The 23170-nt window shown below is 46.8% G+C and carries 17 protein-coding genes and 5 tRNA genes; 12 read left to right on the top strand and 10 right to left on the bottom strand.

Annotation, left to right across the window (positions count from 1 at the left end):
* Positions 1-3: 3 nt before the first annotated feature.
* The 6 genes from ychF to Q0882_RS14255 all read left to right on the top strand — a co-directional run bounded on the left by ychF (position 4) and on the right by Q0882_RS14255 (position 3933).
* Entirely contained in the window at positions 4-1095 is a 1092-nt protein-coding gene (gene ychF, locus Q0882_RS14280) for a redox-regulated ATPase YchF (protein WP_299182993.1), read from the top strand.
* Between the two features lie 129 nt (positions 1096-1224).
* Positions 1225-1301 (top strand) — tRNA-Met (locus Q0882_RS14275).
* Between the two features lie 15 nt (positions 1302-1316).
* Positions 1317-1391, top strand: a tRNA-Gln gene (locus tag Q0882_RS14270).
* 35 nt (positions 1392-1426) lie between these two features.
* Positions 1427-1503, top strand: a tRNA-Met gene (locus Q0882_RS14265).
* A 42-nt stretch (positions 1504-1545) separates the two neighbouring features.
* A tRNA-Gln gene (locus Q0882_RS14260) sits at positions 1546-1620 on the top strand.
* Positions 1621-1797: 177 nt separating this feature from the next.
* A complete protein-coding gene (locus tag Q0882_RS14255) occupies positions 1798-3933 on the top strand; it encodes an EAL domain-containing protein (protein WP_299182992.1) in 2136 nt (711 codons plus the stop codon).
* Positions 3934-3968: 35 nt separating this feature from the next.
* Here the strand turns inward: Q0882_RS14255 and serB are convergent, their stop codons facing one another.
* Positions 3969-5186 (bottom strand): phosphoserine phosphatase SerB, encoded by a 1218-nt coding sequence (serB, locus tag Q0882_RS14250; protein WP_299182990.1) that lies wholly within the window; start codon positions 5184-5186, stop codon positions 3969-3971.
* A 125-nt stretch (positions 5187-5311) separates the two neighbouring features.
* Here serB and Q0882_RS14245 point away from each other — a divergent pair, with 125 nt between their 5' ends.
* Positions 5312-6613 carry a phosphatase PAP2 family protein gene (locus Q0882_RS14245; RefSeq protein ID WP_299182989.1) on the top strand — a complete coding sequence of 434 codons (1302 nt, stop codon included), beginning with the start codon at positions 5312-5314 and terminating at the stop codon, positions 6611-6613.
* Here Q0882_RS14245 and rnr read toward each other — a convergent pair.
* The 6 genes from rnr to queA all read right to left on the bottom strand — a co-directional run bounded on the left by rnr (position 6594) and on the right by queA (position 14779).
* Positions 6594-9242: a ribonuclease R gene (rnr, locus tag Q0882_RS14240; RefSeq protein WP_299182988.1), complete on the bottom strand. Its 2649-nt coding sequence runs from the start codon at positions 9240-9242 to the stop codon at positions 6594-6596. The two genes, Q0882_RS14245 and rnr, sit on opposite strands and share 20 nt — an antisense overlap.
* A gap of 111 nt (positions 9243-9353) precedes the next feature.
* The gene (secF, locus tag Q0882_RS14235; RefSeq protein ID WP_299182987.1) at positions 9354-10274 is read right to left on the bottom strand and encodes a protein translocase subunit SecF; all 921 of its coding nucleotides are present in this window, start codon (positions 10272-10274) and stop codon (positions 9354-9356) included.
* 9 nt (positions 10275-10283) lie between these two features.
* On the bottom strand, positions 10284-12137 hold the full coding sequence (gene secD / locus Q0882_RS14230) for a protein translocase subunit SecD (RefSeq protein ID WP_299182986.1): 1854 nt from the start codon (positions 12135-12137) through the stop codon (positions 10284-10286).
* 60 nt (positions 12138-12197) lie between these two features.
* Positions 12198-12530 (bottom strand): preprotein translocase subunit YajC, encoded by a 333-nt coding sequence (gene yajC, locus Q0882_RS14225; protein WP_299182985.1) that lies wholly within the window; start codon positions 12528-12530, stop codon positions 12198-12200.
* Between the two features lie 48 nt (positions 12531-12578).
* Complete coding sequence (tgt, locus tag Q0882_RS14220) at positions 12579-13718, bottom strand: tRNA guanosine(34) transglycosylase Tgt (RefSeq protein WP_299182983.1); 1140 nt, start codon at positions 13716-13718, stop codon at positions 12579-12581.
* Positions 13719-13729: 11 nt separating this feature from the next.
* Positions 13730-14779, bottom strand: coding sequence for a tRNA preQ1(34) S-adenosylmethionine ribosyltransferase-isomerase QueA (queA, locus tag Q0882_RS14215; protein ID WP_299182982.1), 1050 nt, complete (start codon positions 14777-14779; stop codon positions 13730-13732).
* Positions 14780-14914: 135 nt separating this feature from the next.
* Here queA and Q0882_RS14210 point away from each other — a divergent pair.
* A tRNA-Leu gene (locus tag Q0882_RS14210) sits at positions 14915-15001 on the top strand.
* Between the two features lie 523 nt (positions 15002-15524).
* Here the strand turns inward: Q0882_RS14210 and Q0882_RS14205 are convergent.
* Positions 15525-15770: a hypothetical protein gene (locus tag Q0882_RS14205; protein ID WP_299182979.1), complete on the bottom strand. Its 246-nt coding sequence runs from the start codon at positions 15768-15770 to the stop codon at positions 15525-15527.
* Between the two features lie 379 nt (positions 15771-16149).
* Between Q0882_RS14205 and Q0882_RS14200 the strand changes: the two genes are divergently transcribed.
* Genes Q0882_RS14200 through Q0882_RS14190 form a run of 3 tightly spaced genes read left to right on the top strand, consistent with a single transcriptional unit; the run spans position 16150 to position 21887 of the window.
* Positions 16150-18267, top strand: a complete 2118-nt coding sequence (locus Q0882_RS14200; RefSeq protein ID WP_299182977.1) for a TonB-dependent siderophore receptor — start codon at positions 16150-16152, stop codon at positions 18265-18267.
* A gap of 27 nt (positions 18268-18294) precedes the next feature.
* A complete protein-coding gene (locus Q0882_RS14195) occupies positions 18295-19245 on the top strand; it encodes an ABC transporter substrate binding protein (RefSeq protein WP_299182975.1) in 951 nt (316 codons plus the stop codon).
* Entirely contained in the window at positions 19242-21887 is a 2646-nt protein-coding gene (locus Q0882_RS14190; protein ID WP_299182974.1) for an ATP-binding protein, read from the top strand. Before Q0882_RS14195 ends, Q0882_RS14190 begins: the two co-directional genes overlap by 4 nt.
* Here Q0882_RS14190 and Q0882_RS14185 read toward each other — a convergent pair.
* Both Q0882_RS14185 and Q0882_RS14180 read right to left on the bottom strand, forming a co-directional pair.
* Positions 21873-22247 (bottom strand): hypothetical protein, encoded by a 375-nt coding sequence (locus tag Q0882_RS14185; RefSeq protein ID WP_299182973.1) that lies wholly within the window; start codon positions 22245-22247, stop codon positions 21873-21875. The genes Q0882_RS14190 and Q0882_RS14185 overlap by 15 nt on opposite strands.
* Positions 22248-22251: 4 nt before the next feature.
* Positions 22252-22737, bottom strand: a complete 486-nt coding sequence (locus tag Q0882_RS14180) for a DUF2489 domain-containing protein (RefSeq protein WP_299182971.1) — start codon at positions 22735-22737, stop codon at positions 22252-22254.
* Between the two features lie 47 nt (positions 22738-22784).
* Here Q0882_RS14180 and Q0882_RS14175 point away from each other — a divergent pair, with 47 nt between their 5' ends.
* The gene (locus Q0882_RS14175) at positions 22785-23033 is read left to right on the top strand and encodes a HigA family addiction module antitoxin (protein ID WP_299182970.1); all 249 of its coding nucleotides are present in this window, start codon (positions 22785-22787) and stop codon (positions 23031-23033) included.
* Positions 23034-23170: the final 137 nt, after the last annotated feature.

Genomic DNA, 23170 nt, shown 5'->3' with positions numbered 1-23170 from the left:
ATCATGGGTTTTAAATGCGGTATTGTCGGGCTGCCCAACGTAGGTAAGTCTACCCTTTTCAACGCACTGACAAAGAACGGTATTGCGGCAGAAAACTTTCCTTTCTGTACCATTGAACCCAACGCTGGCACGGTAGCAATGCCCGACCCACGCCTGGATAAACTCGCCGCTATTGTCAGCCCGGAGCGCGTAGTACCAACGGCGATGGAGTTTGTTGATATTGCAGGCTTAGTTGCAGGCGCCTCCAAAGGAGAAGGCCTGGGTAATAAATTCCTAGCCAATATTCGTGAAACCGATGCGATTGCACATGTTGTTCGCTGCTTTGAAGATGACAATGTGATCCATGTAGCGAATAAGATCGACCCTCTTTCAGATATCGAAACAATCAACCTGGAGCTGGCTCTGGCAGATCTGGATTCTGCTGAGAAACAACTACAGCGTATTCAGAAGCTGGCTAAAGGTGGCGATAAAGAAGCCGTAGCGCAAAAAGCGATGTTAGAGCGCCTGATCCCTCATCTTGAAGAGGGGAAACCGGTGCGCGCCCTCAACCTGGATGCTGATGAGATGGCCGTCGTTAAAGCTTTTCATCTTCTGACCGTGAAACCAACCATGTATATCGCTAACGTTGATGAAGATGGTTTTGAAGACAATCCTCATCTTGATATTGTACGCACGCTCGCCGAGTCAGAAAACGCTGGCGTAGTAGTGGTCTGCAATAAGCTCGAAGCAGAGATCTCTGAACTCGATGATGAGGAACGAGATGAGTTTCTTACAGATCTGGGCATGGAAGAACCGGGGCTGGATCGCGTTATTCGCGCCGGATATGACTTACTGGGTCTACAGACCTATTTTACAGCTGGCGTCAAAGAGGTTCGCGCCTGGACTGTTAAAGTAGGAGCAACTGCTCCACAAGCTGCCGGTGTGATTCATACAGACTTTGAAAAAGGATTTATCCGCGCCGAAGTTGTCAGCTATGACGATTTTGTTGAACATGATGGCGAAAACGGGGCAAAAGATGCCGGCCGTTGGCGCCTGGAAGGTAAAGATTACATCGTTAAAGATGGCGATGTTGTCCACTTCCGCTTCAACGTGTAAGCGCCAAACTGTATATAAAACAACCGGTCATTATGACCGGTTTTTTTTATGCATAATTTCCTCGGTTTTCATCATTCAAGCTATTGACAGGCAAGCATAAAAAGAGAATAATGCGCGCCTCTAAAGCAAGGCAATATAGCTCAGTTGGTTAGAGCATCGCATTCATAATGCGAGGGTCGCAGGTTCGAGTCCCGCTATTGCCACCATGTTTTAGACTCTGCTGGGGTATCGCCAAGCGGTAAGGCAACGGGTTTTGATCTCGTCATGCGGAGGTTCGAATCCTCCTACCCCAGCCACAATAAGCATTAGCTCTCCTTGAGTTAATCTGAGTGGCAATATAGCTCAGTTGGTTAGAGCATCGCATTCATAATGCGAGGGTCGCAGGTTCGAGTCCCGCTATTGCCACCATGCTTATTACAAGTTACTACTCTCGTAACTTTCTCATTCTGTTGGGGTATCGCCAAGCGGTAAGGCACTGGATTCTGATTCCAGCATGCGGAGGTTCGAATCCTCCTACCCCAGCCAACTCTTGATACAAAGCAATACCTCCTAATTCTTCTATACTATTTAATCTAAACACTAATTCTGTAGCACTGACACAGACTGCCAAACCAGATAGAATTTCCATTGGCCTTTCAAAGCGGATAGCTTGGAAGTCCATTTCTGAATTTCAGGGAATGTGACATCAGGAGCCGGTTACGCATGTCTCAGGTATTAGATATAGATGGAAAGACAGTTATTGATACACGTAGCAGGCATCTGCCACGTCAGCCGCGGATGAGGAAAAATATTCAACTCCTTTTCCTGGGCCTTTCAGCAGAGGAAACTGCTCCCTTAATCACACTGCTCAGAACCTCTCGCATCTCCCCCAGAGGCAAACAAGTGCATACGGAAAAGGAGTTCTTAGAGGCTTTAAGTGAACGCTCCTGGGATCTCATTTTATGCACAGTAGACAGAACCGAGTTCACGTCTAAACAGGCTGTCAGCCACCTTAAACGTCTGGATAAAGACATTCCGATCATTCAGATTATTCCCAGCTCAGATAGCCAGCTTCTATTGCAGGGGCTGAAAAACCATTTTCAGGCTGTGGTCCCACTGGATGAGAAAGAGCTGGTGATCATCAATATCAGGCGTGAGCTCGATAACCTGACCACACGCCGCAGCTTACGTAAAGCTGAAGCTGCTCTGGCCGAGGCTGAAAAACATACCCTTCAGTTAATGGAGAGCAGCAAGAACGCTATTGCCTGCCTGTCTGATGGCAAAATAACCTTCATTAATGACAGTTTTCTAACCCAGTTTGGATATAGCCAGAAAGAAAAAGTTATCAACAGACCCCTCTCAGATTTCTTTACTGAAGAGGATCGCAGTGAGTTCACTGAGCAATTCAATGAGCTCAAAACAGATAGCAGTGGCGAGGCCATTTTACAGCTCAACGCAGAACGCTCAGATCAATCTCAGTTCACGGTAAACATTGAATTGTCACACACACAGCTAAGCGGCCATCCTGCTATACGCGCCCTGCTCAGAACAGAGCAAACAGTTCAGAACCTCCTGCTTAGCGAGGATCTAGACCTGGTTTCCGGCCTCTATAACAGAGACCATTTGGATAAAAAACTCGAGCAGATTACGCAGAGAGCACTACGAGGCGGTAACGACTGCAATCTCATCTATATAGAGCTGGACCGCTACGATCAGATTAAATCCCGCATGGGCCACGACGGTGCCGATCAGCTCATCAGGGAAGTCTCCACAGCTCTGAGCAAAAGCACAAACTCTGCTCACCTGCTGACACACATTGATGAGAAATCATTTGTTATTATTTTCCAGGACAGCAATATAGAAACAGCCAATAGTTTTGCGGACACACTTTGTCACCGTATCTCTAAGATCAGAGCAACCGTTTCGGGTGTTGAAATACAATCAACCTGCACCATCGGTTTGACCATCATCAACGATACAACACCACCACCCGCAGAACTTTTAAATCGTGCTCACGGCGCTATATCGATGTTCAGAGAGACCACGCCACAAGGAAACGGCGTACAACGTCATATATCACAAGCGAACCTCAGTGAAAGCGAAAACAGCGAGCTTTCCCAGATCAGGCAAGCAATCGAAGAGAACGATTTCAAACTACTGTTCCAGCCGGTGGTGAATCTGCTGGCCGATAATACCGTAGAACATCACTATGAGGTGCTGCTTCGCCTCTCAAATAATGATCAGGACCTGACGCCTAATGAGTTCATGACGGCGGCCGGTGATCACGATACGGCACTGAAAATGGACCGTTGGGTCGTAGAAAGCAGCTTACGCAAACTCAAGCCGACACTGGATAAAGAGCATAAAAACATACTGTTTATCAATATCTCCACCCGTGCACTTGGCGATATGGAGCTGCTCAACTGGCTTGCAAAGGTTCTGCGTAAAAATGATATTCCTGCAGAACGGCTGATCTTCCAGATCAGCGAGTCGGATGTAGCCATCTCCCCTGATCAGGCAAAACTGTTTACTGAGACGCTACATAAGATGCACTGCCGTGTATGTATCAAACACTTTGGCAGCTCACTCAATTCCGATGAGATCCTCAATCAGGTTAACACCGATTATGTCAAACTTGACGGAGCGTATATTCAGGAGCTTGGACAAAATGAGCTGCAGGATGAAGAGCTCTTTGCGCTAGTTGAAAAGCTCCGCTCTATGGAGAAGCGCACAATAGCCCCTCTGGTTGAGAATACCAAATCGATGGCAACGCTGTGGAAAGCTGGAGTCAACTTTGTGCAGGGCTACTACCTGCAGCCACCACGGGATGACATGGATTACGATTTCTTTGCAGAATAAAAAACAAAAAAGCCGCTTTAAAAGCGGCTTTTTTTTCAGTTTAGAGTATCACGATCCCGGAAACCTATCAGATAGAGAATACCATCAAGGCCCAGAGTTGAGATCGCTTGTTTAGCGCTCTCCCTCACTAACGGCTTAGCCCTGAAGGCGATTCCCAGACCGGCAATAGAGAGCATCGGAAGGTCATTAGCACCATCGCCGACAGCGATAGTCTGCTCAAGTTTAATCCCCTCTTTGCGCGCAATTTCACGTAACAGCTCAGCTTTGCGCTCACCGTTAACAATCGTCCCTTTCACCTCGCCGGTCACTTTGCCATTGCTATCAATATCAAGTTCATTTGCATAGACATAGTCAAATCCCAACTTTTTCTGAAGATGGCTAGCAAAGTAGTTGAACCCCCCGGAAAGAATGGCGGTTTTGAACCCCAGTGCTTTCAGGTTTGATACCAGCTCCTCCGCTCCCTCTGTCATCGGTAAGCGTTCAGCAATATCATCCAGAACGGAGACATCCAACCCCTTCAATAACGCCATTCTTCGGCGGAAGCTTTCGTTGAAGTCGATCTCGCCTCGCATTGCAGCCTCAGTGATCTCTGCAACCTGCTCTCCAACGCCCGCCTCTTTTGCCAACTCATCAATAACTTCCGCCTCGATCAGAGTTGAATCCATATCAAACACCACAAGACGGCGGTTACGGCGGAAAATATCATCTTTCTGGAACGCAATATCCACATCCAGATCACTGGCCGCCTTCAGAAACTCAGCTCTCAACGCCGCGGTATCTGAAGGAGCACCACGTACAGAAAATTCCACACACGCCTTTGTCTGATCTGAACTCTCATTCAGACTGATACGACCGGACAAACGATTAATATTATCAATATTAAGACCATGACCTGCTGCAATCTCGGTGACCGTAGCGATATGCGCTGAACTCAGTTTTCGAGAAAGTAGTGTGATGATATGACGTGACTTACCCTGCCCATCAACCCAGTGCTCATAATTATCTTCCTCTACTGGCTGGAAGCGGATATTCATATTGAGCTCATGCGCTTTAAAAAGAATATCTCTCAGCAAAGGGGAGGACTCCGCAGCTTTGGGGACCTCAATCAGGATACCCAAGGAGAGGGTGTCGTGAATAACAGCCTGCCCAATATCGAGGATATTGATCTCATATTCAGCCAAGATACTGGTAATGGCAGAAGTCACACCCGGTTTATCTTCACCGGAAATATTCAGCAGAATAATCTCTTTCATTCACTAGGTCCCAAAGGAAATCACAGGTTATCGCCGATTATAACAAAGCCGCTATAGAGGGCCTATTTATTAACATCGCTTAACTCTAAAATATGTAGGTCCACTACCGTCATAGACCGCTGAAGATGCCGATCACCTCCCTGATACAAGACAGCCACACGCTCCTGCTATTAGTCATTGCTAGCGTTGCCTTGCTCGAATCATTTGCTTTTATCGGTCTTCTGATACCAGGTGTAGCGTTTCTCTTTACGCTGGCAACACTCGCAGCACAGCAACAGCTCCCGATTCCTGCTCTTCTCTTCGCCGGGTTTATCGGTTCATTTCTTGGTGATGGTTTTAGTTATCTATTGGGCCGACACTATTCCGATCGCATCATCCACTCAAATCCATTTAAAAAATACCAAAGTGGATTTGATAAAGGGGTTCAGTTTTTCAGCAAATATGGTTTCTGGGGACTACTGGCCGGTCGCTTTATCGGTCCGCTACGCCCTCTACTTCCCTTCATTGCAGGTACCTGCAAGATGCCTTACACAAGGTACGGTGTTACCAACCTGATCTGCGCGATGCTCTGGGCTCCTGCCTACCTTCTTCCCGGTTATGCTGCAGGCACAGCTCTGACAGAGATAGATATCAACTGGACTATTGCGCTGGAAAGCGCACTGGTAGGCTTCATCTGTTTGTGGTTGTTGAACACCTCACACAACAAACTGACCTCCATCAGTCAGAACGCCCCCTGGGCCGCAATCAGTCTGACATTGGCCTCAACCGCTCTATTCTCAATCATCGTTTATATGCAGTTGAGCCAGCAGTGGGGGGAGTGGAATCACAGCACGTTCAGTCTGCTACAACCAGACACCACCCTGATGGGTACACTTATCTCCCATTCTGCACAGATCATTACCCACCTAGGAGATAAGCTTTATATTGTGATCGCACTGCTAATAACTCTGGTGTGGCTCATCCAAATTCAGAATATACGTATCGCTCTATACTTTGCTGCAACGCTTTTACTAAACAAGCTGGTCAATACGGTATTCAAGCTCACCCTCTCCGTCCCCAGACCTGAAAGTGGCCATGATCTAAGTAGTTACAGTTTCCCAAGCGGACATAGTAGCGCCGGCGGTACACTGATTCTGCTTCTAGCAGTTCTACTACTCACAGGTGAAAACAATCAACATAGGAAGCTGGGTTACCTGATTGCACTTGTGCTAGCAGGGATGCTTGCTCTATCCCGCGTTATTCTGGGAGTTCACTGGCCGCTGGATATCATTGCCGGACTGCTTGAAGCGCTGATTACAGCCGGACTGTTCCGCATATTACTGTTCTATCACCATTCGGCGACCCCCTTCGCAAAAAAAAGCCAGCTCTCTCTGGGGCTGGCCTTATTTACTCTGGGATACATTACTATCAGCGTTTGGCTTTTTTAACCTTCAGCCCTTTCTGTTTACCTTTTAACTTAGGCTTCGCTGTAACCCGACGTTTTTTAGATTTATTACTCTTCCCTTTCCCTCCCCGACTGAACTCGAGTAGCTCTTGTTCAGCTGGAGATAGATCACCGCGTCCGGAGGCAACTTTATCGTTGGCGATCTTTTTCTTTGGTACATCATTAAGGTCAACATCTTTTTTCTTTCTGGATTTGAGTAACGCTGCCCGCTTAGACCCTTGGCGAGGCTTAACCCGCTCCTCTTTTTTGGCAGGACGATGTCCCCACTCATGCTTGTGACCCGGCAACTTTTTATCTGATGATGCACCCTGCTTAGCCCCGAGCTTACCCTCAGCCAGCAGTTGGCGAGTGGATTTCTTACGTGGTTGAGCTTTCTGCTCACTGAGTTCAAAGTCAATTTTGCGCTCATCAAGATCAACACGCACAACCTTGACTCTCAGGCGGTCTCCGAGCTTGAATGTCTTACGCGTCCGTTCACCGACTAACCGCTGTTTAGCCTGATCAAAGACGTAATAATCCCCGGGCAAGGCCGTTATATGCACCAGTCCCTCAACGAAAAGCTCATCAAGCTCAACAAAAACACCAAACCCTGTTACGGCTGAGATAACACCTTCATACTCATCACCTACATGCTCCTGCATATATTCGCATTTCAACCAGGCAACAACATCCCGTGTCGCCTCATCGGAGCGCCGCTCAGTCATAGAGCAGTGTTCACCTAACTGCAGCAACTCCTCCATCGAATAGCTACAGGCAAATGCTTTATCCGAACTAAACCCTTCCGGGCGCAAGATCGCTTTATCCTCTTTGCCTGCATGGATCGCAGCACGGATCAAACGATGCACCAGAAGATCAGGGTAACGCCGAATGGGTGAAGTAAAGTGGGTATATGCTGGATAGGCCAAGCCGAAGTGCCCCTGATTATCAGGGCTATAAACCGCTTGCTGCATGGAACGTAACATCATCGTCTGTATCAGATGACGATCTGGACGCTCTTCAATCCACTCCGCCAGCTCTTGATAATGCTTCGGCTCAGGCTTCTCAGCCCCGCCAAGATTGAGCCCCAGCTCCCCGAGATAAGCCCTCAGGTTCTCCAGTTTCTGCGCCTTCGGTCCTTCATGTACACGGTAGATTGCGGGGATATCTAATTTTTTCAGAAATCGTGCAGTCGCGACATTTGCGCAGAGCATGCACTCTTCAATCAGTTTATGTGCATCATTTCGATATACCGGTACGATCTCATCGATCTTGCGGTTATCACCAAAGACCATGCGGGTCTCTGTTGTTTCAAAATCGATAGCCCCACGGCTCTCACGCGCGCCCCTTAGTGCAAAGTAAAGAGAGTATAGATCCTCAAGATGCGGCAGCACATGTGCGTATTCAGACCGCAATGCTTGTGATGCATCCTCCTCCGGCTGCATCAGCATCTGACCTACTTTCGTGTAGGTCAGCCGCGCATGTGAACGGATCACAGCCTCGTAGAACTGATAGCTTGAGAGGTTACCGGACTCACTGATGGTCATCTCACAGACCATGGCAAGTCGATCCACATCTGGATTCAGAGAGCAGAGTCCGTTTGATAACAGCTCCGGTAGCATCGGAACAACAAACTCTGGAAAATAAGTTGAATTAGCACGCAGGTAAGCTTCCTGATCCAATTCAGACCCAGGCCTTACATACCAGGAAACATCTGCAATCGCGACCCAAAGACGCCACCCTCCTGAACGCTTTCTCTCTGCGTAGACCGCATCATCAAAATCTTTTGCATCTTCCCCATCGATAGTAACCAGCGGCAGATCACGGAGATCAATACGATTTAGCTTCGCACTCTCTTCAACTTCTGCGGATAGCTCTCCGACCTCTTGGCGAACACTCTCAGGCCACTCATGTGGGATCTCATAGTTATGAATGGCAACGGTGATCTCCATCCCCGGAGCCATATGGTCACCCAACACTTCCACTACCTTGGCCTGAGGAAGCTGACGCTTTCCAGGTTGGCTTAATAACTCAGCAACCACCAGTTGGCCATCTTTATAAGTCTGTGGATTTTCCGGGTCTGGAACAATCATGATCTCCTGAGTGATCCGCTGATTCTCAGGACGCAGATAACCAAACCCCTCCTGGCCACTAAAACGCCCCACCAGCTTACGGGTATTACGTTCCAGCACGTCAACAATTTTGCCTTCTCGGCGGCCCTTGAAATCTACATTGATCTCTTGAACCAGTACGCGATCACCATCAAAGACCTGACGCATCTGTCTGGGACTTAATTTCAGATCGTCTCCGCCCTCTTCAGGTTTGACGAAGCCGAAACCATCGCGATGCCCAATCACCCGCCCTTTGATCAGCGACATCTTATCCATCAATGCAAATTCATTACGCCGATTGCTCAGGAGCTGACCGTCGCGGCACATCGCCTTGAGTCGGAAAAAAACAGCATCCCGACTCTCATCTTCCCATACCCCCATCTCTTCACAAAGCTGAGCATGCCCGATCGGGGCTCCCCACTCCTGCATGAATTGCAAAATAAATTCACGACTAGGCACCGGGTTATCATACTTCTCCGCTTCCATTGCGGCTTTAGGGTCATTCTTAGTCCAGTCTTTGCTCATAGGGATCTCTAAGGGGATAGAAACAGGAATTTCTTATTAAAAGCATATCACGCATCTGCATATAAAGCGGAAATAAAAGAGCCGGCATCCGCCGGCTCTTTTAATGAACGATTAAGGCCGATCATCGACCTCCTGTTCTTTCTCTTCAGGTGGAAGCAGATCTTCCTTACAGATATTCATCGCCATCAGCACATTGGCTGCAACGTAGATGGACGAGTAGGTTCCGACCAGCACACCAACCAACAGCGCAACCGCAAAGCCGTGAATCATCTCACCGCCAAAGACCGACAGTGCTACCAGCACCAGCAATGTCGTTAAGGAGGTCACTAAAGTACGCCCTAATGTCTGGCTTAAAGAGGCATTCATGATCTCAAGTGAAGTCCCCTTACGCATCTTACGGAAGTTCTCACGGATACGGTCAGACACCACGATAGTGTCGTTCAGGGAGTAGCCGATCACCGCCAGGATAGCGGCCAGCACAGTCAGATCAAAGTCCAGTCTGAATATCGCGAAAAAACCCAAGACGATAAGAACGTCATGCGCCAGGGCAGCAACGGCACCTAAGGAGAACTTGATCTGGAAACGAAAAGCGACGTAGACCATGATCATGAATAGCGCGAGCAGCATGCCCAGGCCACCCTGCTCACGCAGCTCTTCACCCACCTGAGCACCAACAAACTCGTTACGGCGTAGATTCAGTGTCTGACTTTCACCCTGCTGCAGGGCGTCTAATACTTTGTCGCCCAGCTGAGGATCATGATCCTGGCCTAAGCGGATAAGTATATCTGTCGGCGAGCCAAAGGTTTGCACAACGGCATCGTCGTACCCCACCACTTTGAGCTGCTCACGGATCTTATTCAGATCTGCAGGCTGCTCATAGCCGATCTCTACTAAACTACCACCGGTAAAATCCAGACCGAACTTAAGGCCGTTAACACTTAGCGCTCCGATAGAGATGACCAGCAGAGCAACTGAACAAAGTGCCGCGATCTTACGCAGCCCCATAAAGTTATAAATCTTTTCAGTAGACATCACCGCCCCCTAAATTGACAGCTTGCTGATCTGACGACCGCCGTAGGCCAGATTGACCAACGCCCGGGTTACCAGAATGGCTGTGAACATCGATGTCAGAATACCGACAGACAATGTTACTGCGAACCCTTTGACAGGCCCCGTACCCATTGCAAATAGGATGACCGCTGCAAGCAGAGTGGTAATGTTTGCATCAAAGATAGTTGTGAATGCACGTCCAAAACCTGCATTGATGGCAGATTGTGGCGGCAAGCCATTCTTTAACTCCTCTTTGATACGCGAGAAGATCAGTACGTTTGCATCAACAGCCATACCCACGGTTAACACAATACCGGCGATACCGGGTAGCGTCAGTGTTGCGGACAGCATCGACATCACCGCTATCAGCATCATCAGGTTTAAAGACAGTGCAATATTAGCCAACACACCAAAGACACGGTAATAAAGGATCATAAAGACCAATACCAGCCCGAGGCCAATCTGAACAGAGGTCACACCCATCTCAATGTTTTGTGCACCCAAGCTAGGCCCAACCGTACGCTCTTCAACAAAGTAGATCGGGGCTGCAAGTGCACCTGCACGTAACAGTAATGCCAGTTCAGACGACTCACCGGCACCATCCAGCCCGGTAATACGGAACTGGTTACCTAATACAGATTGAATGGTTGCCAGAGAGATAATCCCTTTTTCCTGATAGCGAATTTTCTCAGCTACCTGCTCACCTTCAACGGTTTTGTAAACAGTACGCTCTTTATCTTCCACAAAGAGCACAGCCATACGACGCTGAACTGCATTCTTGGTTGTACGAGCCATCAACTCGCCACCTTTAGAGTCCAGTGTAATATTAACCTGTGGCTGGCCATTCTCGTCGAAAGAAGCCTGTGCGTTCGCAACGTTATCACCTTTAATGATGATATCTTTTTCCAGTGTTGCTTTACGGCCTAACTCACTACGAAACTCATACACTTCCGTACGTGCCGAGCTGGCCCCTGGTTTAGCTTCAAGACGAAACTCCAGTGTCGCTGTTTTACCAATAATCCGCTTCGCTGCGGCTGTATCCTGGATACCTGGTAGCTGTACAACGATTCGGTTACGCCCCTGACGCTGAACCAACGGTTCTGCCACACCGAGTTCATTAACTCGGTTTCTCAGGGTCGTCAGGTTCTGTTTGATCGCGTAGGTTTCAATATCACGCACAGCCTGTTCAGTCAGATTGATAACCGCAAAGAACGATCCATCACGCTCATCGGCAGAGACCAAAAACTCCTGAAACTCTTTACGAAGCAGATCAACCGCTGTATCACGCACCTCTGCTTTAGCAAATTTAACCGCTAACGCGCCGTTTTCCAGCGTTTCCAGTTTACGGTATCTCAGGCGCTCTTCACGCAGCCGACCTTTTATTTCAGACGCATAATTTTCCAGCTTCTGACTGACCGCCTTAGGTAGATCAACCTCTAACAGAAAGTGAACACCACCTCGCAGATCAAGACCCAACTTCATTGGACCCGCGCCAATGGACGTCAGCCAGTCAGGAGTAGTGGGTGCCAGATTCAGTGCGACAACATAATCATCTCCGACAACCCGTGAGATAATATCTTTCGCTTTTAACTGTGCCTCACCGTCGGCAAACCGAATCAGACCGTGCTTATTTTCAAGCTCAGTAGATTTTATCGCGACATTTTGTCGCTCCAATGCAGCAGTAACTTTATCGATCAGCGGTTGATCGACCTGAAACACATCCCGGCTTCCGGTTAACTGGATAGCATAATCATCCGGATAGATATTGGGGGCTGCATATAAACCACCAAATACCAGGACAAAAAGGATTAACAGGTTTTTCCAGAGGGGGTATCGATTGAGCATGGCGCCCTTTCCCTGATAGAAACAGAAGCGCCACTGTAACAGTGGCGCCTGTGGATTAGCTTAGATGCTCTTGATAGTGCCTTTTGGCAGAGCAGCAGAAACGTGAGTTTTTTGGAAAGTAAGTTCTGTACCTTCACTCACTTCCAGTACAACGTAATCATCGTTGAGGTTAACAACCTTACCCAGGATGCCACCTGCTGTGATCACTTCATCACCTTTGCTTAACCCGCCCAGCAACTCTTTATGCTCTTTGGCACGTTTAGCCTGTGGACGCCACATGAAGAAGTAAAAAATCAGACCAAAGCCAACCAAAAACAGCAGATTAAACATACCAGATTCCATCTGGCCACCGGCAGCACCTTCAGCAAATGCTGGGGAGATAAAGAAGCTCATTTAGCTACTCCTGAAAATAATGTAAGAATATCTTGTCGTTATCTAAAGCTATATGGAGTCAAGCGGCGGGGTTTCAAGTCCTCGCTTGCGATAAAAATCGTCCACAAAGTCGCTCAATTTACCTTGTTCGATAGCCTGACGCAATCCAGCCATAAGTACCTGATAATAATGCAGGTTGTGTATAGTGTTCAGCTGCGCACCCAGAATCTCTTTACACTTATCCAGATGATGCAGATAAGAGCGGCTAAAGTTCTGGCATGTATAACAGTCACAGGTATCATCTAGAGGCCGTGTATCTGTTTTATTGACGGCGTTACGGATCTTAACGACTCCGTTTGATGTGAATAGAAAACCATTACGTGCATTTCGCGTCGGCATCACACAATCAAACATATCAACGCCACGGCGCACCGCCTCGACAATATCCTCAGGCTTACCAACCCCCATCAGATACCGGGGCTTATCCGCAGGCATTTTGTGCGCGAGATGATCCAGGACCTTGACCATCTCATCTTTAGGCTCGCCGACCGAGAGTCCGCCGATCGCATAACCGTCAAAACCGATCTCATCCAGTCCCTGCATCGATTCATCACGCAGGTGTGGATACATTCCCCCCTGCACGATACCAAACAGCGCAGATGGGTTATCACCATGCGCCTCTTTCGAACGTTTCGCCCAGCGCATCGATAAACGCATCGATTCAGCCGCTTCGACTTCTGTGGCAGGGTACGGCGTGCACTCATCAAAGATCATCACAATATCAGAACCCAGTTCACGCTGAACCTGCATCGACTCTTCCGGGCCCATAAAAACCTTACTGCCGTTCACAGGCGACTGGAATGTCACACCCTCTTCAGTAATTTTTCGCATTTTCCCCAGGCTGAAGACCTGAAAACCACCGGAATCCGTCAGAATTGGGCCCTTCCACTGCATAAAATCATGCAGATCTCCATGCTGTTGAACAATTTCAGTCCCGGGACGGAGCATCAGATGGAACGTATTACCCAAAATGATTTGTGCACCCGTCGCCTCGATATCCCTTGGGGTCATTCCTTTAACTGTTCCGTAAGTACCTACCGGCATAAAGGCAGGTGTTTCGACGGTGCCTCGGGGAAAAGTCAGACGGGCACGTCGCGCTTTACCATCAGTTGCAATCTTTTCGAACTGCATAAAACATTGTCTACTCATTTTCACCTCTGCTACGACAGTTCAGTCTGATTGTTGGTTTGACGAGTCAGATACATCGCATCACCATAACTGAAGAAACGGTATTTCTGCGCTACCGCTTCCTTATATGCATTTTTCATATGATCAAAGCCTGAAAAAGCGCTCACTAACATCAACAGTGTTGATTCCGGCAGATGAAAATTGGTGATCATCGCATCCACCGATTGAAACTCATATCCGGGGAAGATAAAGATATCGCTATCGCCAAAAAAGGGCGCAATCTCTCCTCCCTGACTGGCACTTTCCAGGCTACGCACACTGGTTGTACCAACAGCTATAACACGATTCCCTTCCGCCCGGGTCCGCTTGACCAGATCACACACCTCTTGGCTGACTTCAATGTATTCAGAGTGCATCACATGCTGGTCTATATTTTCGACTTTGACTGGCTGGAAAGTACCTGCTCCCACATGCAATGTAACGAATGCTCGCTGAACTCCCTTTGCATCCAGTTTTGCCAGCAACGCTTCATCAAAATGCAGACCGGCCGTTGGTGCAGCAACAGCCCCTGGCTTCTTGTTATAGACCGTCTGATAACGCTCACGATCAGACAACTGGTCTTCCCGTTTCATATACGGAGGCAGAGGCATATGACCGTGTGTTTCAAGGGCTTCGACCAGATTCCCCTCAATCTGAAACTGCAGCTCAAACAGATTCTCGTGGCGACCGACCATCTCAGCATCAACCCCACCCTCAAGATGCAGAATAGCACCTGGCTTTGGCGAACGACTGGACCGAACGTGAGCAAGCGCTCGCTTCTCGTCCAGCACACGCTCTATAAGGACCTCAACCTTACCACCTGAAGCTTTCTGTCCAAATAATCTGGCAGGTATCACACGTGTATCATTGAAGATCACCAGGTCACCTGGTTGGAATAACTCAAGTACATCGATGAATGTACCGTGTTTCAGCTCACCACTATTACCGTCCACTGACAGTAGACGGCTCTCGCTACGTTGCTCCAATGGGTAACTGGCAATCAGCTCTTCAGGGAGCTCAAAGTAAAAATCTTTTACCTGCATTCAGGAAGTTCTTCGATTTGGTTGATGAATTTTCAGAAGGGCGGGGATTGTACCGGAAAAGTTATTTTTTTTCAGTTTTTGCACGCTTTCGATTGACGAAAGCGTCCAGCTTTCTATAATACGCCTCTCTTTTGTGCCAGCGTGATGAAATTGGTAGACATGAGGGATTCAAAATCCCTTGCCTTCACGGGCGTGCCGGTTCGAGTCCGGCCGCTGGTACCATCCTCCTCAACCCTTTGAGGAACAGGAGAAAACCCTTGTAAGACAAGGGCTCTGATAGAGAAGCGGAATCGAAAGATGGCCGCTTTTTTTGTGCCTAAAATTCATTTCCGGTCTATAACTTGTAAATTTCCTGTGCGGATTCTGTGCACTATAAAATCCAATAGATTCTAATAACCTCTAAAGAATCTACATAGATTTAGCACAATTGAAGAATCAAAGAGGGAATTAAGAATTCCCTCTAGTCCGGTCTTATCCGAGCTTTCAGCAAGCACTTTTCTTGTGGTAAGGATTATTTAAGGTAGATATAACCCATCCAGACCCGGTAACGATAAGAACTGTGAAGCTTTGGCACTTTTTAGCTGATAGTCACTGTTGAACCTAGCTGTTCCATGTTCGATCTCTTCAGGTCTTTATTAGCCTGAATTATCTCATGTGTAGGGACTTAATCGCTTCTTCCCTTAGCCAGCCCCTACAAACGTAAAAAATCTTTAGCAGATATTCTGATATGAAAAGTCAGAAGGAGTCACTTTTTAAGCTTTAAAATTGGACGAGATAGAGAAGATGCTGTCATCGCATCGCTCTTTTCCAAAGAACGTGTTATCCGCGCAGCATAATCAATTCCTTCACGGATCAGAGATGCCAATATACTCGGAGCAACCTGTTTATCCCCTCTCACGGCCAGATCCATCGGATTTGAGAAACACCCTGATGTCACCTCTATCTCCAGTCCTGTTTGATGGATCACTTTCAACCCTGAGATTTCCCACATGAGAGACACCTTTAATTTTCAATTGAATCTTCAATAACTTTTCAGCTATTTTACCAACTAAAACACCCCTTAACAGATACCCAATAGTCGAAGCAGATGGGTACAATTTATTGCATAGCATTAATCACAAAATGAGCCTTCATCTAATGCTAAAGGGATAAGACGATTACATCGGTTCATTTACGGCTGACATATCGCTATCATAGAGTTAATGAACGATTGCTATGATTGATGATGACTTGGATATTGGAAAATAACGGTTTTATTCTAGAAGCGTTGGTAATGGGCGCTATTGTCATCTATGTTGGCTTGAAGATTTGATTTTTTTAACATCATTTACGCACAGTATGATCCTGTTTCACTGGAATGTTTATCAACTATGAATCTCTCTGTATTGTCAGGAAAATCTATACGCACATTAGGCTGGTTTCTGACGGCCACTTTTTCCTCTGCTACCCTTGCGGTAACTGACCAGGCATCTGATTTTACTGAAGAAGATCTCTTCATTGATATTCCACAGGTGATTTCCGCTACTCACTTGTCACAAAAGTTAACTGAAGCGCCTGCAGCAATATCCATCATTGATCAGCATATGATCGAAGCTTCAGGCGCATTAAATATACCCGACCTTTTCCGTTTAGTGCCTGGCATGCAGGTATTTCACGTTAATACAAATAAAATGGGTGTTACCTACCACGGCGTTACCGATGACTTCCCCTCGCGTATGGAAGTAATGATTAACGGCAGATCCATCTATATTCCTCTGCTATCCACGGTTGTCTGGGAGACTATCGGAATCACCGTTGACGATATTGATTATATTGAGGTCGTTCGCGGTTCGAATGTTCCAACCCATGGTTCCAATGCATTTCTTGGTGCCATCAATATTATTACTAAGTATCCAGTGGCCGAATCAGGCACTGCAGTCAAAGCTACAACAGGCTCCCTTGGCACAAAAAACGTAACCGCACGCCATTCAGATACTGTTTCAAATATTAGTTACACCCTATCCGCTGGTAGCGAGAAAAATGACGGTAGCGATTATTATAATGATGGCGCTCATAACAAATTTATCACTCTTTCTGGTTCGCTAACCCCTAATCTCTCCGACACTATCCATTTTGATGTAGGCGCCACCAAAGGATATGCATATCGCGGTGATTCGGATAAAAAGGATATTGATGACGCGGGCTTCACACCAAGGGAGCACCTATCCAATTTTCAGGATATTCGCTGGAGCCGCGTACTTGAAGATCAATCAGAACTCCAACTTCGTTATAGCCATAACTATTTAAAGCTTGAAACTGAAAACTTTACTGCCGAAGAATTGGTAGCTAATGGGGATGCAGGGCCATTCTCAGTAGCACAAGTGCAAGCCATTCTGGATGCAAATTATGGCAGTGTGGCACCTAAAGATACTGAACGAGGTACTGCTCAGACCCACACAGTTGGATTTTTATACACAACTAACCCTTCTGAAGAGGTTAGCGCGGTGATAGGTAGTGACTTAATACATGAGCGGGTCAAAAGTGACGTACTTCTCCAATATCCAGATAAGGATTGGATTCATGGCAACCGCTGGCAGCTTTTTGGTAATGTGCAATACAAAGCAACGGATAAAGTAACTCTGAATGCAGGTGCTATGTTTGAAGAGAGTTCCTTCATCGGAGGAGCCGCCTCATACAGAACAGCACTCAATTATGCTTTGAGTGATGTATCCACTATAAGAACAGCCTTTTCTCATGCTCACAGAATGCCATCCTTGCTAGAAACCAATCGACGTGCTCTTATTGATTACAGCGCAATAATCCCTGGCACAACCGATCTGCTAAACCTACCCGGACACCTCGATTCCGAAGAGATCGATACCTTTGAGCTCGGTTTCTTTTATATATGGCCAGAGCATGGCAGCCATTTTGATCTAAGAATCTTCTACGAAGATATCAGCAACGCTACAATACGCAGCACAAAAATAGACCCTGCACCAGAAGACACATTTGATGGCGATTACGACATAGGTCAGAACAATTCAGAGTGGACAAATCAAGGCGCGGAGTTCCAGTTCAAATATGCAGATCCTTCACCTCATAAAAACACCTTGATTTTTAATTACAGTTACAACCAGACACGGGGCATTTGGAACCGCGGCGCTTACCCTGAGGCTAATCCAAGATTAGTACCCATCAACCCTATTTCCCCCTTACATACCGCCTCGCTTTTATTATCGACCAAGCCGACGGATAATAGTCTAGTAGCGTTAACGCATTACTATATGGATCACGCAGAATGGATCGAAGGGTTTAGTAACAAGAACAGTGGGCGCACCAATTACACTCGGACGGATCTGAAATTATCCAATACGTATCAGCTAGATACTCACTCTGAGCTAGAATTATCACTCATTGTTCAGAATCTGTTCGATAGTGAGTATGCAGAATTCTACTCAAATAACATCTTTGGTCGTCGCACCTACCTACAGTTGGGCCTGACCTTTTAATTTAAGAGACTGCAATGGATTGTGGACGTGCCAAATAAGTTAACTCAGGAAAGCACAAAGCTTCGCGATTGGTTGATGCCAATCGCTGCTTTAGTATTTTCTCTCTTCGCCACCACCAGTTATGCGGATAAGCTCCTTGTTATCAGCCGCCAACTGGACAGCTATGAACGCGTTGCTCATCAGATACAGGATCGCTTAAAAACCCCTGCCAAAGTTATCACACTCTCAGAGTTTGAGCTGACTGAGTTTGACACCACCGGATATCAGACCATTGTGGCGATCGGCTCTAAATCCGGGGATATACTGTTTGACCGTATACCCGCAGAAAAAAACCTGATCATATGTTTCCTGCCACGCCAAACCTATCAGGCACTTCTGGAGAAATATAAGGATCACCCAAGAAAATTGGACCGTAAAGTCAGTGCAATTTTTTTCGATCAGCCATATACAAGACAACTGGCACTAACTCGGTTGGTTGCCCCCAAAGCGAAAAAGGTTGCTACAGCACTGGGACCTCACTCTCAAAAAGATCTTAAAATCCTCACTGAGGCAGCGTCCAAACAGTCGATTGATCTGACGTATGAAACCCTACAGGATGATGATAACCCGATACATAAACTGCAACCTCTGATACGTGATGCAGATCTATTTCTCTCCCTTCCAGATAAATCAGTCTTTAACCGTACAACGGCTAAATGGATACTCTATATCTCTTTTCGCCAAAGAATCCCTCTAATTGGATTCTCAAAGAAATATGTTGAAGCAGGCGCTATCGCAGCAGTGCATTCCACCCCTGAACAGATCGGACAACATACCGCAGAATTCATTATCGATTATGCGAGTAATAAACAGTTACCCGAACCGGAATATCCAAAATACTTCACCGTTTCCACAAACAACACAGCCGCTAATTCACTCAGGATTCGACTCCCATCCGAAGAGGAATTGACATCGAAACTGATGGAGCAGGAAAGGTGAATCGGCGCACCTTCGGTATTCGTCAGCGAGTACTGATTATTACGCTGCTACCTCTCTGCATGATCACACTGCTGCTCGGCGGATATTTTATTAATACCCGGTTAGCAGATGCCCAAAGTGCACTGATCGAAAAGGGGCAGACCATGACACAGATGATGGCCTCTTCAGCAGAGTTCGGATTACTTGTAGGGAATACGGAGATCCTGCAAGGCTTGATCCGATCAGCCACGAAGGCAGCTGAGATAGATGATGTAATCTTTCTCAATCCCGCTTTTTCCGTACTGGCACGGGGAAATCGAAACGCACCGACCCCGGATAAGGATGCGGGCTATCCCCTCTTCAAGAACAATCAGGTTCACTTCCTGCACCCAGTCATAGCGACCGGGGTCGATATATTGGACGCCCCTGACCTTACCGTAGATGAGCCTGAACCCGAATTTATTGGCTGGGTGGTGATCGTTTTATCGCAGAAGCCCACCCAAGAGCGTCAGTTCGAGATACTGACCAAGGGGATTGTTCTGGCCCTGATCGGGCTCTTAGGCACTCTATTTATTGCCTCCCGTTTTGGTCAGCGAATTACAAATCCGATACTTGGACTGACTCACGTGATCGAGATGCTCCAACATGGTCACCTCGAAACGAGAGCAAGCCTATCCAGCACGGGAGAACTACGCTCTTTAGCTCAGGGTATCAACCGGCTTGCACAACGCGTACAGGAATCAAATCAGACACTTGAGAGCCGTGTTGACAAAGCGACAAAGCGACTCCGATCAACCTTAGTGCACTTGGAAAAGCAGAATCAGGCTCTGGACCGTTCCAAGAAAAGGGCGGACAGCGCTAACCTGGCCAAGGATGAATTCCTCGCAAGAATGAGCCATGAACTCAGAACGCCACTAACATCCGTCTCAGGCTTTGCACGCTTACTCAATCAAACAGAGCTGAAAACCGAGCAAAAAGAGTATACACGGATCATCAATCTCACCTCAGAGCTGCTGCTCTCCATTATTGATGACATCCTTGATTATTCAAAATTGGAATCGAATGCGATAGAGCTAGAGGATATTCCATTTGAGTTTGAAGCTTGCATCTATGATGTGATTGAGATGCAGACAGCCACTGCTCACGAAAAAGGCTTGGAACTGATCCCAATAATCGACCCTAAGCTTCCCCGCTTTCTCGTCGGCGATCCGGTCAGGCTTAGACAGATTCTAACTAATCTGGTGAGTAACGCAGTAAAGTTCACATCGCAGGGACAGGTTACGCTTTATACCTCTCTCCTCGAACAGGATATATATGAAACCAAGCTAAAAATTGTTATTGAAGACAGCGGGACAGGTATTCCCAAGGAGCGGCTGGACAACTTATTCAAGGCATTCTCTCAAGCAGACACCTCCATTACGAGAAAATATGGTGGCTCAGGGCTGGGGCTTGTAATTGCAAAACGCCTGACGGAACTGATGTCCGGAGAGATTAATCTGGACAGCCGTGAAGGTGCAGGCACTCGTGTAGAGCTATCCATACCTTTTGCCAGTGCCAGGCAGAGAGTCTCAACAACCCGGAATATAGGTGAGGTTATCATATTTGATGATAATCCTCTGGTACGCCAAAGCCTGGTCAACCAGATCACGAATTATAGTCATTTGCTTTCCGAATGTTTCTCTTTTGATGAATTCGAACATCGAGTAAAAAATAACCCTGGCAGTGCCATTCTATGGGGTCTGGAAACCAATGAAGTACCGGAGGAGAAAATAGCGCAAATTAAAACTTTTGCAGAAAAGCACAGCAATAAACTGATCCTGCTGAGTGGTCAACCACTCCCGATCATATTACCTGGCAATGTCACTCAACTGAGGAAACCACCACGGACCCAATTGCTGCTGAATGCACTTGCTCCATGGAGTTACAACACGAATAATCCTCAAAAAGAGGAGAGCATCCAGCTCAGAAAATCACCTACTATTCTAGTAGCCGAAGATAACGACTTTAATCGATTACTGATACGTAAGATCCTACAGCAGGCGAACGCCAAGGTAATTGAAGCACGAAACGGCGAAGAAGCGCTTCGGCTAGCGCTCAAACAACCATTAGACTTGATCTTAATGGATGTACACATGCCGGTTATGGATGGCATTGAGGCTACGCAGAAGATCCGAATGTCCCACTCAGAGCTTCCTATCCTCGCATTAACCGCAAACGTTATTTCAAGTGAGCATAAACGTCTGACCGATGCAGGCGTAAACCATGTTCTTCTAAAACCGATCAATGATGTCGAACTATGTCAGACCATCGATAAATACATTAAGAGCTCGGCAACACTAGATTCAACACAAATGGAGCATACCCAATCAATCACCGAGCTTGCTAAATATGATATCGAACAAAGTGCATTAGACCTTGAGTTGCATAAACAACTAGAGGGCCTTAAGTTGGGGTTCAGACGGCAGGATATTAAAATTATGCGTCACCACAGTCATCAGTTAACGGGAATAGCAGGACTTTACCAGATCCCAGAACTGGAACTTGTGGGTGCAGAATTACATGATGCCCTACTCAACGAGCACTACCGTGCAATCTGGAGATCACTCTGGCAACTACAACGTGTTGTTGAACATCAACAATATGAGAGCTCAGAAACGTTTTGATATAGGCGAGCTATATATTAATTGGTTTAAATCTTCAGAAACTTTCATAATTCTTTGCATACCCTCCCTGTCAAACAGAGCCCCATCTATCCCCTCCCCTGAGGCTATATCAGCATCATCGCCATACGCAATGACTAAACAGCGCTGGCGTATCTCTTCTAATTTCGGATCATGAGAGATAGGAAGTGATAGAAACAACTCCCAGCGCTCGATGCTGGCCTTCTTATCCATCACATCAATCAATAAGTTAAGGACCAACTCCCTGTCAGGTCTATATACAGGCGGACGTCCGAATGTAAATGCGACGGCCACTGCAATAAGTAGAAAAAAACTAACGGTAATAACAAAGAGGAATTCCATACCTTTAATGTAGCATGTGGTCAAAATCATACTCAGCAAGAATTGCTGCTGCAGACTTGATCTTCTCTCCATATTCTTTATCACACAGAGCCATCTCCTGCTGATACTTCCAACGCTGCTGCTTAGAAAGCTTTTTCCACCCCTCTTTAATAGGGATATGTTCCGTGCGTTTATAAACTTCAAAGATTACAGAGAAGTCAGCATGCTGAAGTAGGTGGGGGGCTAATGCTTCAATAAGTGCGGTAAGCCGCATACAAGCTTCTGTGTAGGTAAGTTTTTCATCATTACCGACGGCTCTTGCAATCACCTGAATACTCTCTATCAGGTAAGCTCGATTCTTCTGGTAGCGTTCCTGGCTCTGTTCAGCTTGAAGAATCTGCGACGTTTTGGCAGTTTTGATCACTGTGTAATGTCGGTATATATAGACTACAGCAACTATGCATACAACCACTCCCAAACCGATCAATAAATAAATAAGCTGTTGTGACATGCGAATTTCTACCTATATTCAGTCTGTGACTGACTCTGTATAAAATTATGAAAATAATAAATGGGCCACCGAGTGTAGGCCAAATGATTATCGAATTATACCTGAAACCCACAGGAATCAGCGCTGAAGAAGCCGCAGAGCTCTGTCAGATTGATCCGGAAGTTTTCAGAGAAATTATTAACGGGGAGATATCTATCGGGTGGGAGCATGCTTATAAATTAGCGAAGGGCTTTAATACCAGTCATAGCTTCTGGTTGAACTTGCAGCAAGATTTCAGCACGAAACAGGTACCTTAACTCGACTACCCCTGCCTTCATATGACCTAAAACGAAAAAGCCCCGATCACTGGGTGACCTGGGCTTTCTCTTAATTAAATGCTTGGCGATGACCTACTCTCACATGGGGAAGCCCCACACTACCATCGGCGATGTTG

The sequence above is a fragment of the uncultured Neptuniibacter sp. genome, from assembly GCF_947498015.1.
GTDB lineage: Bacteria > Pseudomonadota > Gammaproteobacteria > Pseudomonadales > Balneatricaceae > Neptuniibacter.
The sequence above is the reverse complement of the archived record's forward strand: the minus strand, read 5'-3'. Positions and strand labels throughout refer to the sequence as shown.

What these genes read in the sequence shown, in the direction of transcription:
- ychF (WP_299182993.1), top strand. Translation starts at nt 4, where the DNA reads ATGGGTTTTAAATGCGGTATTGTCGGGCTGCCCAACGTAGGTAAGTCT.
- Q0882_RS14255 (WP_299182992.1), top strand. Translation starts at nt 1,798, where the DNA reads ATGTCTCAGGTATTAGATATAGATGGAAAGACAGTTATTGATACACGT.
- serB (WP_299182990.1), bottom strand. Translation starts at nt 5,186, where the DNA reads ATGAAAGAGATTATTCTGCTGAATATTTCCGGTGAAGATAAACCGGGT.
- Q0882_RS14245 (WP_299182989.1), top strand. Translation starts at nt 5,312, where the DNA reads ATGCCGATCACCTCCCTGATACAAGACAGCCACACGCTCCTGCTATTA.
- rnr (WP_299182988.1), bottom strand. Translation starts at nt 9,242, where the DNA reads ATGAGCAAAGACTGGACTAAGAATGACCCTAAAGCCGCAATGGAAGCG.
- secF (WP_299182987.1), bottom strand. Translation starts at nt 10,274, where the DNA reads ATGTCTACTGAAAAGATTTATAACTTTATGGGGCTGCGTAAGATCGCG.
- secD (WP_299182986.1), bottom strand. Translation starts at nt 12,137, where the DNA reads ATGCTCAATCGATACCCCCTCTGGAAAAACCTGTTAATCCTTTTTGTC.
- yajC (WP_299182985.1), bottom strand. Translation starts at nt 12,530, where the DNA reads ATGAGCTTCTTTATCTCCCCAGCATTTGCTGAAGGTGCTGCCGGTGGC.
- tgt (WP_299182983.1), bottom strand. Translation starts at nt 13,718, where the DNA reads ATGAGTAGACAATGTTTTATGCAGTTCGAAAAGATTGCAACTGATGGT.
- queA (WP_299182982.1), bottom strand. Translation starts at nt 14,779, where the DNA reads ATGCAGGTAAAAGATTTTTACTTTGAGCTCCCTGAAGAGCTGATTGCC.
- Q0882_RS14205 (WP_299182979.1), bottom strand. Translation starts at nt 15,770, where the DNA reads ATGTGGGAAATCTCAGGGTTGAAAGTGATCCATCAAACAGGACTGGAG.
- Q0882_RS14200 (WP_299182977.1), top strand. Translation starts at nt 16,150, where the DNA reads ATGAATCTCTCTGTATTGTCAGGAAAATCTATACGCACATTAGGCTGG.
- Q0882_RS14185 (WP_299182973.1), bottom strand. Translation starts at nt 22,247, where the DNA reads ATGGAATTCCTCTTTGTTATTACCGTTAGTTTTTTTCTACTTATTGCA.
- Q0882_RS14180 (WP_299182971.1), bottom strand. Translation starts at nt 22,737, where the DNA reads ATGTCACAACAGCTTATTTATTTATTGATCGGTTTGGGAGTGGTTGTA.
- Q0882_RS14175 (WP_299182970.1), top strand. Translation starts at nt 22,785, where the DNA reads ATGAAAATAATAAATGGGCCACCGAGTGTAGGCCAAATGATTATCGAA.